This window comes from Gammaproteobacteria bacterium (genome assembly GCA_015709615.1).
Lineage (GTDB): Bacteria > Pseudomonadota > Gammaproteobacteria > Burkholderiales > Nitrosomonadaceae > Nitrosomonas.
In genome coordinates this window covers 1,615,850-1,628,620 of sequence record CP054179.1, presented here as the reverse complement: position 1 = coordinate 1,628,620, position 12,771 = coordinate 1,615,850, and the positions used below count along the sequence as shown (strand labels likewise).

Annotated in this window: 10 protein-coding genes; all 10 read left to right on the top strand. The window is 52.3% G+C overall.

The features are described 5' to 3' along the window. The first annotated feature begins 30 nt into the window (after window positions 1-30). The 10 genes from HRU77_07900 (at window position 31) to HRU77_07855 (ending at window position 12,767) form a co-directional block, all read left to right on the top strand. A complete protein-coding gene (locus tag HRU77_07900; protein ID QOJ20624.1) occupies window positions 31-1,773 on the top strand; it encodes a nitrite/sulfite reductase in 1,743 nt (580 codons plus the stop codon). Window positions 1,774-1,778: 5 nt separating this feature from the next. After that, complete coding sequence (locus HRU77_07895; protein ID QOJ20623.1) at window positions 1,779-2,306, top strand: DUF934 domain-containing protein; 528 nt, start codon at window positions 1,779-1,781, stop codon at window positions 2,304-2,306. After that, window positions 2,303-3,001 carry a phosphoadenylyl-sulfate reductase gene (locus tag HRU77_07890; protein ID QOJ20622.1) on the top strand — a complete coding sequence of 233 codons (699 nt, stop codon included), beginning with the start codon at window positions 2,303-2,305 and terminating at the stop codon, window positions 2,999-3,001. The genes HRU77_07895 and HRU77_07890 overlap by 4 nt, the downstream gene beginning before the upstream one ends. Before the next feature lie 82 nt (window positions 3,002-3,083). Then, the gene (cysD, locus tag HRU77_07885; protein ID QOJ20621.1) at window positions 3,084-3,989 is read left to right on the top strand and encodes a sulfate adenylyltransferase subunit CysD; all 906 of its coding nucleotides are present in this window, start codon (window positions 3,084-3,086) and stop codon (window positions 3,987-3,989) included. Between the two features lie 109 nt (window positions 3,990-4,098). Continuing rightward, window positions 4,099-5,388 carry a sulfate adenylyltransferase subunit CysN gene (gene cysN / locus HRU77_07880; protein QOJ20620.1) on the top strand — a complete coding sequence of 430 codons (1,290 nt, stop codon included), beginning with the start codon at window positions 4,099-4,101 and terminating at the stop codon, window positions 5,386-5,388. A gap of 228 nt (window positions 5,389-5,616) precedes the next feature. Then, window positions 5,617-6,057 carry a response regulator gene (locus HRU77_07875; protein QOJ20619.1) on the top strand — a complete coding sequence of 147 codons (441 nt, stop codon included), beginning with the start codon at window positions 5,617-5,619 and terminating at the stop codon, window positions 6,055-6,057. A gap of 58 nt (window positions 6,058-6,115) precedes the next feature. Continuing rightward, the gene (locus HRU77_07870) at window positions 6,116-7,330 is read left to right on the top strand and encodes an EAL domain-containing response regulator (GenBank protein ID QOJ20618.1); all 1,215 of its coding nucleotides are present in this window, start codon (window positions 6,116-6,118) and stop codon (window positions 7,328-7,330) included. Window positions 7,331-7,431: 101 nt separating this feature from the next. Further along, the gene (locus HRU77_07865) at window positions 7,432-10,980 is read left to right on the top strand and encodes an FAD-dependent oxidoreductase (GenBank protein ID QOJ20617.1); all 3,549 of its coding nucleotides are present in this window, start codon (window positions 7,432-7,434) and stop codon (window positions 10,978-10,980) included. A gap of 48 nt (window positions 10,981-11,028) precedes the next feature. Beyond that, on the top strand, window positions 11,029-11,361 hold the full coding sequence (locus HRU77_07860) for an Hpt domain-containing protein (protein ID QOJ22103.1): 333 nt from the start codon (window positions 11,029-11,031) through the stop codon (window positions 11,359-11,361). A 278-nt stretch (window positions 11,362-11,639) separates the two neighbouring features. Continuing rightward, entirely contained in the window at window positions 11,640-12,767 is a 1,128-nt protein-coding gene (locus HRU77_07855) for a Re/Si-specific NAD(P)(+) transhydrogenase subunit alpha (GenBank protein ID QOJ20616.1), read from the top strand. The last annotated feature ends 4 nt before the right edge of the window (window positions 12,768-12,771 follow it).

Below are 12,771 nucleotides of genomic sequence, written 5' to 3'. Positions count from 1 at the left end.
TCTTTGAACAAATGGGCGGAGGAATTAACGATGTATCGCTACGATGAATATGATCAGCAGATTGTGGATGAACGTGTCAGACAGTATCGCGATCAGGTGCGCCGGCGTCTTTCCGGTGAATTGACCGAGGAAGAATTTTTGCCGTTGCGATTGCAAAACGGTTTGTATATGCAAATTCATGGGTATATGTTGCGAATCGCGGTGCCGTATGGCCTGATATCATCGCAGCAGATGCGCATGTTTGCACATATTGCGCGCAAGTACGATCGCGGCTACGGTCATTTCACGACGCGTCAGAACATTCAGTTCAACTGGTTGAAATTGCAGGATACACCGGATATTCTCGCCGATCTGGCGTCGGTGCAGATGCACGCTATTCAAACTTCCGGTAATTGCGTGCGTAACATCACCTCGGACGAATTTGCCGGCGTGGCGCGGGATGAAGTGGTCGATCCGCGTCCGTATGCCGAGATTCTGCGTCAATGGAGCACGTTTCATCCGGAATTCGCCTATTTGCCGCGTAAATTCAAGATCGCCATCAGCGGTGGACAGGAAGACCGTGCGGCTATCTATGCGCATGACATCGGCTTGGCGGTGACGAAAAATGCACAAGGCGAAGTTGGTTTCCGCGTGCTGGTCGGCGGCGGATTGGGGCGTACACCGATCATCGGTACTGAAATCTGTGAATTTGTGCCCTGGCAGCATATTTTGACGTATGTGGAATCGATTCTGCGGGTGTATAACCAATACGGCCGCCGTGACAACAAATACAAAGCGCGTATTAAGATTCTGGTCAAAGCCTTGGGAATTGATGAATTCAGGCGTCAGGTGGAGGCCGATTGGGCGGATTTGAAGGACGGTCCGGGGACGCTGACTAACGAGGAAGTCGATCGTGTCGCGTCGTTCTTTACCGATCCCGCGTACGAAACGTTGCTCGATCACGATTCGAAGCTGAATGAATTCAAGGCCGATAGCCGCTCATTCTCGCATTGGCTGCAACGCAATGTGAGGCCGCACCGGGTTCCCGGTTACGCGATTGTGGTTCTGTCCTTGAAAAAACCAGGCAATGCACCTGGCGATGCAACCGCCGAGCAAATGGATTTTGTTGCGGATTTGGCCGATCGTTACAGCTTCGGCGAGTTGCGTATCACGCATAAACAAAACCTGGTGCTGGCGGACGTGCGGCAAAAGGATTTGGTCAGTTTATGGCAGGAAGCTTCAGTGCAAGAATTAACCACACCGAATATAGGCATGCTGACGGATATTATCAGTTGCCCGGGTGCGGAATTCTGCACCTTGGCCAACGCGCGTTCGATTCCTTTGGCCAAGCTGATCGCCGAGCGTTTTGAGGATCTGGATTATCAATATGATATTGGCGAGATTACGCTGAACATCTCCGGTTGCGTCAATGCTTGCGGTCAACATCATATCGGCAATATCGGCATCACCGGCGTGGAAAAGAAAGATCACGACGAGTGGTATCAGGTGTCGATCGGTGGTGCGGAAGGCAATGACAGTTCGATCAGCAAAATTATCGGCCCGTCCTTCACTTTCCATCAAGTGCCGGAAGTGATTGAACGGCTGGTGCAAGTCTATTTGCGCGAGCGTACCGAAGCGGAACGCTTCATCGATACGGTGCGCCGTATCGGCCATGTGCCGTTCAAAGATCATGTGTATGCAACCGATTTTAATGTGCAGGAAGAAGAGGTTGCCGACAAGCATAGCGTAGCGCCTGCACACTATGACGTGCCGTACTACTCACCCAGGTTCTAGTCAATATGATTATCAAAAATAAAGCCATTGTTGCGGATGATTGGACGATGCTGCGGCTGCAAGAAAATGAGGCGGCTGAAAGCGTTCATGTTGCGACAGGGAAAGTGATCGTGCCGTTGAAAGTATGGCAAGCACAACACGATGTGTTGCAGCAGCGCAAGGAAATCGGCGTATGGCTGGCGAGCGATGAGCGTCCCGAGGAATTGAAAGAGGATATAAAAAAATTCGCTGTGATTGCAGTGGATTTTCCCAAGTTTTCGGATGGCCGCGGTTATTCGATTGCTTTCAATCTGCGCGCGCGCCTGGGTTATACCGGAGAATTGCGTGCGATTGGCGACGTATTGCGCGATCAGTTGTTCTATATGCAGCGTGTCGGTTTTGATGCCTTCGCGCCACGTCCGGACCGGAAAATTGAAGACGCACTCAAAGGATTGAGCGATTTTTCCGAAGTGTATCAAACTTCTTTTGATCCGAAACTGCCGCTTTTCCGGCGCGTGCAACGCAAAGGAAGTCAGGCGGAAAACAGTCAATGAGCGGCTTGCAGCAAAAAATTGAGCAGGTTGTTGCGGTTCTGACCGAAACAATTCGCGACTTTTCGCCGGTTGCGTTTGCCAACAGCCTGGGTGCCGAGGATATGGTGTTGACCGATATCATCGACCGCCATCAGCTCGCGATCGAAATGTTCAGTCTGGATACCGGGCGCTTGCCGCAAGAAACCTATGATTTGATGCAGACCGTGCGAGAGCGCTACAAAACGCCGTTGCGTATCTATTTTCCTAATGTCAAACAGGTTGAGGTCTATGTCGCCGAGCACGGTGTCAACGGGTTTTATGACAGTATCGAGTTGCGCAAGGCCTGCTGCCATATCCGCAAAGTCGAGCCGTTGCGCCGCGCCTTGCAGGGCAAACGCGCGTGGGTGACCGGCATCAGAAGCGAACAAGCGTCGACGCGTTCAAATTTGAAGGTGTCGGCTTACGATATGGACAATCGCATGCAGAAAGTGAATCCGTTGCTGGATTGGTCCAATGCGGAAGTCTGGGAATATCTCAAGCACTATGATGTGCCTTATAACAAGCTGCATGACAAATTTTATCCCAGCATCGGTTGCGCGCCCTGCACCCGTGCCATTACGCCAGGGGAAGATATCCGCTCCGGGCGCTGGTGGTGGGAAGCTCCGGAAACCAAAGAGTGCGGACTGCATACCAGTAAGGTTGTGCCTATTAAGTAGCGCGGCCTATCCAGCAAATATTTCTTGCAAGAACCTTAGCCGGTTTGGAATTTACTTAACCTAGTTTGTTGAGAGAAAGAAAATGAGTAACCATCTCTTTACCCATTTGGATGCGCTGGAAAGCGAAGCCATCCATATCATGCGTGAAGTGGCGGCGGAATGTGCCAATCCCGTTTTGCTGTTTTCCGGCGGTAAGGATTCGATCGTTTTGTTGCGTCTGGCTGAGAAGGCTTTCCGCCCCGGCCGCTTCCCGTTTCCGCTGATGCATATCGATACCGAACACAACTTTCCCGAGGTCATCGCGTTCCGCGATCATCGCGCGCAAGAATTGGGCGAGCGGCTGATCGTGCGCAGCATGGAAGATTCGATCAAAAAGGGCCGCGTGGTACTGCGTTCCGAAACGCAGAGCCGTAATGCTTTTCAATCGGTGACGCTGCTGGACGCGATTGCGGAATTCAAATTCGATGCTTGTATCGGCGGGGCGCGCCGTGATGAAGAAAAAGCGCGCGCCAAGGAGCGGATTTTTTCTTTCCGTGATGAGTTCGGGCAATGGGACCCCAAGAATCAGCGTCCGGAATTATGGGATATTTATAACACCCGTACGCATCCTGGAGAGAATATCCGGGTATTCCCGATCAGCAACTGGACGGAACTAGATGTCTGGGAATATATCGCACGCGAGAAACTGGAAGTGCCCGAGATTTATTTTGCCCATTCGCGCGAGGTGATCCGCCGCCCCGCCGGCCTACTGCCGGTCTCTCATCTAGTGCAACCGCAGGCTGGAGAAAAAACCGAGCATATCACGGTGCGTTTCCGCACCGTGGGTGACATGAGCTGCACCTGTCCGGTGGAATCAGCTGCGGCTACTGTCGATGAGATCATTGCGGAAACGGCAATGACGCGGATTACCGAACGCGGCGCGACGCGCATGGACGATCAGACATCGGACGCATCGATGGAGCTGCGCAAGAAAGAGGGCTATTTCTAGGCAATAGCTGCGTCAGTAGTGTGGCACAGACTCATCCAAGTTGCGTGTGTGCAGGCAATTAATTCTTACAAATTTTTTATGGTATTAGCCATTTCCAGAAGGTTTTCAAATGTCGGCGATTGAAAAGATTTCACTTGATCAAACCGGATTGTTGCGTTTTATTACCGCCGGGAGCGTGGATGACGGCAAGAGCACGCTGATTGGCCGCTTACTGCACGACTCAAAGTCTATTTTTGAAGATCAGCTGGCGTCTATTACCAATACGACGCGTAAACGCGGCGCGGAAGGCGTCGATTTATCCTTGCTGACCGACGGCTTGCAAGCGGAACGGGAGCAAGGGATTACCATCGATGTGGCCTACCGCTATTTTGCCACGCCCAAACGAAAGTTCATCATCGCCGATACCCCCGGGCACGAACAATACACCCGCAACATGGTGACCGGCGCATCGACGGCGAATCTGGCAATCATTCTGATCGATGCGCGCAAGGGCGTGCTGACGCAATCGCGCCGTCATGCCTATCTGGCCAGTTTGGTCGGGATTCCGCATCTGGTGGTGGCGGTCAACAAAATGGATCTGGTGGATTATTCACAAGCGGTTTTCGAAAAAATTTGCAGCGACTTCAACGCGTTTTCCGGGAAACTCAACCTTCATAATGTCGTTTATATCCCGATGTCGGCGCTGAATGGCGACATGGTGGTAGAACGCGGCGATCATCTGAATTGGTACCAAGGCTCCGCCCTGATGGATTTGCTCGAAACGGTATCGATTGAGGATGACATCAACCGCGAGGATTTCCGTTTCCCGGTGCAATGGGTGTGCCGTCCGCAAACGAAGGAATTGCATGATTTTCGCGGTTACATGGGGCGCATTGAATCAGGCTCTGTGCGGACAGGCGATGCCGTCACCGTGCTGCCGTCCGGCCTGAGTTCGCGTATCAAGGAAATTCTCGTATACGAGGGGGCGGTTGCAGAGGCGTTTGCGCCGCAATCGGTTACGCTGACCATTGAAGATCATCTGGATATTTCCCGCGGCGATATGCTGGTGAAGACCGGCGATACCCCGCAAGTCACCAAAGCGTTCGACGCGATGCTGTGCTGGCTCTCCGAGCAACCGCTCGATCTGAACCGGAAATATCTGGTTAAACAGACCACGCGCATGGTTAAAGCCGCTATCGGGCGGATCGATTATCGTGTTGATGTCAATACATTGAGCGAGGAAGCTGCGAGTACGCTAAAAATGAACGATATCGCGCGCGTCGGCCTGAAAGTGCATCAACCGCTGATTTGCGACAACTATGCGCGCAACCGTTCCACCGGCTGTTTTATCGTCATTGATGAAAGCACTAACAATACCGTGGCTGCCGGAATGATTTTGCCTGCCGGGGAAGCAGCATAAACCGGTGAAGGAGGAAGAGCGCTGTTTTGGCCTGACTGATAACAAGACTGGGTTTGAATTTAATATTGCCGTGAGTATACTCTGAGGATTTCCGTTAAGCGCAGTGTGAATGCATTGTGTCTCCTTGCATCCTGTCAAGGATGCGATTAAATTCACGGATACGGGTAAAATACCGGCTGGTGTGTATCCGGCACAGCGGTGTCAAAAATATTAAATCAGACTGACAGTATGAATCTAATAAAAGAACAAGATCGGAAATTAAAAGGATTTACTGTGCTGGTGGTGGAAGATAATGAGCTGAACCAGCAAGTTGCCAAAGGTTTGCTGGAATACAACGGGGCTACCGTGGCCCTTGCCAATCATGGCAAGGAGGCATTGGATATGTTGAGCCGGTCATCGTTTGATTGCGTCTTGATGGACATCCAGATGCCGGTTATGGATGGTTTGGAAGCGGCGCGCTTGATTCGCGCCAATCCGCAATGGCCGGATATGCTGATTATTGCAGTGACGGCCAATGCCGATCAACACCACAAAGATTTATGCCAGAACGCGGGAATGAATGATTTTCTGGCGAAACCGATTGATCCGGAACGATTAGTCAGTACGCTCTTGAAATGGTTGACGCCGGAATCCGGTGCGGCAGACTCAAAGCCCAGCACAAAAAAATAACATTGAATGTTTTTTTATTAATCGATCAACGGGATTTGATTCAGCGTTAACTCATTCGATGGATAAAGAAAAGCCGTTACGTGTGCTGGTGATCGATGATGACAAGTTCATGCTTGAATTTGTTAGTCATTTGCTGAGAGATCTGGGTGTCAGTGAGGTATTGGTGGCCGAGGACGGCAAGGCCGGCTTATTTGTTCTGTCCGCGCAAGTAACAGCGATCGACTTGCTGATTTGCGACATCGAGATGCCGGGTATGGACGGCGTCGAGTTTTTGCGCAACATTGCGGATCAATACTATAGCGGCAGGATTGTGTTGTTTTCCGGCGTTGATCCCGACTTGCTCAAAGCAACGGAGCGCTTGGCCACCGCGCGTGGGCTGAATGTCATCGGCACATTGGCGAAACCGGTAACGGTAGATTCGCTGGCAGCGATTCTGGAGCAGTTGGCGGAGCCGGTTTCGCGGCACGTGGACGTTGCCCGGATGCGGCAAATCTTTGCGGTGGAAGAAATCAAGCAAGCCTTGGTGGACAATCAGATCGATTTGTTTTATCAGCCTAAGGTTGCGGTTTCCAGCGGCTATGTAACTAGCGTCGAATGCCTGGCGCGCTGGCGCCACGCGCAATATGGCTATGTTTCTCCGGATAATTTCATACCGGTCATCGAGCAGAGCGGATTGATCAACGATTTTACCCGCACTGTGTTAAGAAAAGCCGCGCAGCAATTGGATTTGTGGCTGCAACAAGGATTGGATTTAAAAGTTTCTGTTAACGTCTCGATGGAAAATCTGGATCGGTTTAATTTGCCGGAGATTTATGAATCGGCGGTGCGCGAATGTAATGTTCCGATTGACCGGGTGACGCTGGAAATTACCGAGAGCAAGCTGGGAAAAGATTTTGCACAAACCCTCGATATTCTGACACGAATACGACTGAAAGGATTCGGATTGGCTATCGATGATTTTGGCACCGGCTATTCTTCGATGGAAACGCTGAAGCATATGCCCTTTACCGAACTCAAAGTCGACCGGATCTTTGCCCATGGTGCGGCGGAAGATCCGGCTGCCCGGGCGATATTGGAGTCGAGCATCAAACTGGGTAAGGTCTTTGGCTTGAATGTGGTGGTGGAAGGCGTCGAGGTGGAGGCAGATTACGCATTGGCGGTAGCGCTCGGGTGTGATGAAATTCAAGGGTTTTTGATTGCAAAACCGATGTCGGCCAGCGAATTTATTGAGTGGTTATCGGATTATGAGAAAACAAATAATGGGCGATTTTAATTAGCCGGCGATTAGCATGGAAAGTATGTGTTGACTGAAGTGCCGTCAGCAGATCTATTGCCGGATGGAATGAAATAATAAAAGATTGAATTATTGAGATTATGGAAAAAATGGATGCGACATTGCCTACGCAACAAGGAACAATAACAGCTTCAGCAAATTTTAACTTCAACTTTACGATCGCCGATTTTTATCGCCGCAGCGGTTTGGTTAAATTGGATCAAGTATTTTTGGATTTTCTTCGCACCGGGGATGAAGCGTTATATAAAAAACTCGAACAGGCACGCGCGCATCCCGACGATTTGCAGCCCAAAGACGAATCCGCATTATTGATTGATATCGCTCCTTGGCTGGAAGACTTCATTGCCCGGCTATTCAATATCGAAGCCGAAGTTCAGCAATTGGCGGCGCAACATCACGAACTGGCGCCACTGTATTTTTGTAAACGGCAATTTGTGCAACGCCGCGCCAAAGGGAAAGTGAGCGACGAAGCATTGGCGGCCATCGACGGTTTGGCGCTGGAGAAGGAGCTGGAAAAAGAATTTGGTGAGACATTCTCGGAGCTTGTTTTTGCAACTAATGTTGCCCGGTGGATGGATGCGGAAGCGGAAAACGAGGCTCGTTTGAACAAGGCGCTGCACTATGCCGCCTGGGCATTGCGCACACCGGCCGGCCAGCAGCATACGCAGCAAGGCATTCTATTCAAGACGCCCGCCAAACTGGATTTTCAGCACTTGCTGTCATTGCACACGGACGAATCGGCGGGTTTTCCGTTGCATAGCCTTGAGCACTTGCGCGAGCGCAACGGTTTTGCATTGACCGATGAAGGCACGGATCTGATGGGGGCGCTCGACGAAGCCAATTATTGCATTTGGTGCCACGAGCAAGGCAAGGATTCCTGCTCGAAAGGCTTTAAACAAAAAACCAAAACCCCGGACGAGCCGGTAACCTTCAAGAAAAGCGAGTTGGGCGCGCTGTTGGCAGGTTGTCCGCTGGAAGAACGCATTTCCGAGTTTCATAAACTGAAAACGCAAGGCGTTGCGGTAGGAAGCCTGGCGATGATCGTGCTGGACAATCCGATGTGCGCCGGTACCGGTCATCGTATCTGCAACGATTGCATGAAATCGTGCATTTATCAGAAGCAGGATCCGGTCGATATTCCGCAAGCCGAAACCCGCACATTGAAAGATGTGCTGGCGCTGCCGTGGGGTTTTGAAATTTATAGCCTGTTGACCCGCTGGAACCCGCTTAATTTGCGCCGTCCGGTGCCGAAAGCGGCATCCGGCCGCAAGGTTCTGGTGGTCGGCATGGGACCGGCCGGCTATACGCTGGCGCATCATTTGATGAACGAAGGACATACCGTGGTCGGTATCGACGGCCTTAAGATTGAGCCGCTGCCGGAGGATATTTCCGGGGTCGATGCGCGCGGCGAGCGCGTCCCGTTCAAGGCGATCCGTGCCGCCAGTTTCTTGGAAGAAAATCTGGACGAGCGCATGCCGGGCGGTTTTGGCGGTGTTGCCGAATACGGCATTACGGTGCGCTGGAATAAAAACTTTTTGAAGCTGATCCGCTTGCTGCTTGAACGCAGAGAGGAATTTGCCTTGTTCGGCGGTGTGCGTTTCGGCGGCACCTTAACCACTGACGACGCATTCGCGCTGGGATTCGATCACGTCGCACTGGCAGCGGGCGCCGGACGTCCCACGGTGCTCAACATGCCGAACGGTTTGGCGCGCGGCGTGCGTGCGGCATCGGATTTTCTGATGGGGCTGCAATTGACGGGCGCCGCGCAAAGCGATTCGATCGCCAACATGCAGCTGCGCTTACCGGTGGTGGTGATCGGTGGCGGCTTAACCGCCATCGATACGGCAACCGAAGCGCTGGCGTATTATCCGGTGCAAGTGGAGAAATTCCTGAAACGCTATGAAATTCTCGCAGCTGTGCAAGGCGAGGCCGCAATCCGGGATATTTGGGATGAGGAAGAAAAGATCATTGCCGACGAATTCCTGAGCCATGCGCGCGCCATCCGCGCCGAACGGCAGGCCGCGGAACAGGAGGGACGGGCGGCGAATATCATCGGTTTGCTGCAATCCTGGGGGGGCGCAACGATTGCGTATCGCAAGCGCCTGATCGACAGTCCTTCCTATACATTGAATCATGAAGAAGTTGAAAAAGCACTGGAAGAAGGCATTTGGTTCGCCGAAGGCATGACGCCGGTGCGGGTCGATGTCGATGTTTGGGGGCATACGCAATCGGTGCGCTTTGCCGTGCAAAAACGCGATGAAACCGGAGAGTGGCACGATGCCGGCGAAGTGCAATTAGCGGCGCGCGCCTTGCTGGTGGCGGCCGGCACGCAACCGAATACAGTGCTGGCGCGCGAAGACGATAAAACCTATCAACTCGACGGCCGTTACTTCAATGCCTGCGATGAGGAAGGTAATCCGGTCAAGCCGGTGTACGCCAATCCCAAACCGGATTATCCGGCAGTCCTGCTGAGCCGCTACAAGGATGCGCAAGACGGCCGTTTTATCAGTTTCTTTGGTGATTTGCACCCGTCGTTCTCGGGTAACGTGGTCAAGGCCATGTCGAGCGCGAAACAAGGTTATCCGGTAGTCAGTCGCGTGCTGGAGCGGATTAAGCCGGCATCCAGCGAATCCACGCAGCAATTTTTTACCGGGATGAACCGGCAATTGCGGCCGATCGTGCATAAAGTGGAAAGACTGGCGCCGAATATTATTGAAGTGGTTGTTCATGCGCCCATGGCGGCGGAACATTTCCAGCCCGGCCAGTTTTACCGCTTCCAGAATTTTGCCACGCATGCTCCGGTCAGCAATGATACCCGGCTGGCGATGGAAGGCTTGGCATTGACCGGCGCGTCGGTGGATCTCAAGCAAGGCCTGGTTTCTCTGATTGTGCTGGAAATGGGCGGCTCTTCCAATCTGTGCGCTACGCTGAAACCGGGCGAACCGGTCATTTTGATGGGGCCAACCGGCACACCGACGGAAATTCCATCCCATGAAACCGTGGTGTTGGTCGGCGGCGGTTTGGGTAACGCTGTGTTGTTCTCTATCGGCGCCGCTGCGCGTGCGGCCGGATCCAAAGTACTGTATTTCGCCGGCTATAAAAAACTGGTGGATCGTTACAAAGTGGCTGAAATCGAGGCGGCTGCCGATATCGTGGTGTGGTGTTGCGACGAAGCGCCCGGATTCACGCCTACTCGTCCGCAAGACAAAAGCTTTACCGGAAACATCGTGCAAGCCATGGTAGCGTATGCCAGCGGTGAGTTGGGCGAACAGCCGGTCGCATTGGCGGATGCCGAGCATATCATTGCCATCGGTTCCGATCGTATGATGGCGGCTGTCGGGGTGGCGCGCCACAATCAGTTAAAGCCGTATCTAAAAGCGGATCATTTTGCCATCGGCTCGATCAACTCACCGATGCAGTGCATGATGAAGGAAATTTGCGCGCAATGTTTGCAACCGCATGAAGATCCGGAAACCGGCAAGATTACTTACGTATTCTCCTGCTACAATCAAGATCAGCCATTGGATCAAGTCGACTTCCCCGGATTGGCAATGCGTTTGCGCCAGAATACCGTGCAAGAGAAGTTGACCAGCCGTTGGATTGATCGTTGTTTAAAAGTCGGAGTATGAAACGAAGTGGAAAATGGATCGTTTCCAGATGAGTCGTTACCGGTCGATATGGCCGTCATGTATCGGATGTTTCATAACAATCCGGCACTGGTGCGTAAATTCTGCTTCAAATTCATTGAAGTGGCCGCTGATACGGTAGTGGAAATGAAAGGGGCGCAAGCCGGGAAAGATTTATTGGCGCTAGGCCGCTTGGGCCACAAATTGAAATCGTCCGCCAGAACGATCGGCGCTTCAGGTTTTGCCGATTTATGCGAAGCGCTGGAAAAAGCCGGTACCGATAATAACTGGCCCGAGGCGGAATCGTTGATGACCGAGATTCCTCTTTTGCTGGAGCGGATTACACAGCAGTTGGAGAGCGAATTCAGCAAAATGAGCGAGTAAGCGTCATGGTGGACCGCTTGTTTTGATGACAGCTCAAGAATAAGCATTGCGTAACCGAGCGGCGGACTTTACCAGTCCGTTACGCTACGTGTTCATGTGTTGTCATTATCACTACAAAAATGCGGGCGAATCGCCAGAGAACCAGCTCGCCTCAAGTTTTTCCTGATGCAATTAATGCATTGCAAGGAAATTGATTTATAATCCGCAATTCATTAAAAAATTAAGCACAATTTTAGTTTTTAGTTGCCAGCAGGCTGGCAAGAAAAGGGAGATCATCAATGCATATAGGCATACCAGCAGAAATTCGCGGTGGAGAAACGCGTGTAGCCGCTACACCGGAGACCGTGAAAAAATATACTGCCAAGGGTGTTCATAAAGTTTCAGTGCAGACGGGTGCCGGCGCAGGCGCCAGCATACCGGATTCGGCCTATCAGGAGGCCGGTGCGACTATCGTCACGGATGTGGCTGAATTGTACGCGCAAGCACAGATTGTACTCAAAGTGCGTGGCCCTGAACCGGGCGAACTGGTCATGATACGCAAGGATGCGATATTGTTGGGTTTATTGTCACCGCATCATAAGGAAAGTGTCGATGCGCTGACGCAGCATGGGCTGACCGCATTTGCGATGGAGAAACTGCCGCGCATTTCGCGGGCGCAGAATATGGATGTTTTGTCATCGCAGGCCAACATTGCGGGTTATAAAGCCGTGATTATGGCGGCCAATGTCTATCAAAGATTCTTTCCCATGCTGATGACCGCAGCGGGTACTGTCAAGGCCGCGCGGGTTCTGATTTTGGGTGCCGGCGTTGCCGGCTTGCAAGCGATTGCGACAGCGAAAAGGCTGGGTGCCGTGGTGGAAGCTTTTGATGTGCGTCCGGCGGTGAAAGAACAGGTCGAAAGCTTGGGGGCCAAGTTTGTGGAAGTGCCGCTCAGCGACGAAGAAAAAGCCAAAGCAGAAACTGCGGGCGGCTATGCGACCGAGATGTCGGACGATTACAAACGCCGCCAAGGTGAATTGGTGCACGAGCGTGCGATCGCGGCCGATATCATCATCACCACTGCATTAATCCCCGGACGTCCGGCGCCTGTCCTGATCAAGGAAGAAACCGTGCAAGCGATGAAACCGGGTTCGGTCATCGTTGATATGGCAGTGGAAGCTGGCGGCAATTGCCCGTTGTCTGAGTTGAACAAAACAGTCGTCAAACATGGCGTGCATCTGATCGGCATTGCGAATCTGCCCGGTTTGGTGGCAGCGGACGCCAGCACTTTGTACGCGCGCAACCTGATGAATTTTCTGAATCTGATGCTTGATCCGGCTAGCGGTGAATTAAAAATAGATCGTGCGGATGAGATCATTGCGGGAACATTACTGTGCGGCGGCGGAGAAATCGCCGCTAAGGCATAATTTA

Coding starts and splice junctions, on each gene's coding strand:
- HRU77_07890 (QOJ20622.1), top strand. CDS start 2,303: ATGAGCGGCTTGCAGCAAAAAATTGAGCAGGTTGTTGCGGTTCTGACC.
- HRU77_07860 (QOJ22103.1), top strand. CDS start 11,029: ATGGCCGTCATGTATCGGATGTTTCATAACAATCCGGCACTGGTGCGT.
- HRU77_07855 (QOJ20616.1), top strand. CDS start 11,640: ATGCATATAGGCATACCAGCAGAAATTCGCGGTGGAGAAACGCGTGTA.
- HRU77_07875 (QOJ20619.1), top strand. CDS start 5,617: ATGAATCTAATAAAAGAACAAGATCGGAAATTAAAAGGATTTACTGTG.
- HRU77_07865 (QOJ20617.1), top strand. CDS start 7,432: ATGGAAAAAATGGATGCGACATTGCCTACGCAACAAGGAACAATAACA.
- cysD (QOJ20621.1), top strand. CDS start 3,084: ATGAGTAACCATCTCTTTACCCATTTGGATGCGCTGGAAAGCGAAGCC.
- HRU77_07900 (QOJ20624.1), top strand. CDS start 31: ATGTATCGCTACGATGAATATGATCAGCAGATTGTGGATGAACGTGTC.
- HRU77_07895 (QOJ20623.1), top strand. CDS start 1,779: ATGATTATCAAAAATAAAGCCATTGTTGCGGATGATTGGACGATGCTG.
- cysN (QOJ20620.1), top strand. CDS start 4,099: ATGTCGGCGATTGAAAAGATTTCACTTGATCAAACCGGATTGTTGCGT.
- HRU77_07870 (QOJ20618.1), top strand. CDS start 6,116: ATGGATAAAGAAAAGCCGTTACGTGTGCTGGTGATCGATGATGACAAG.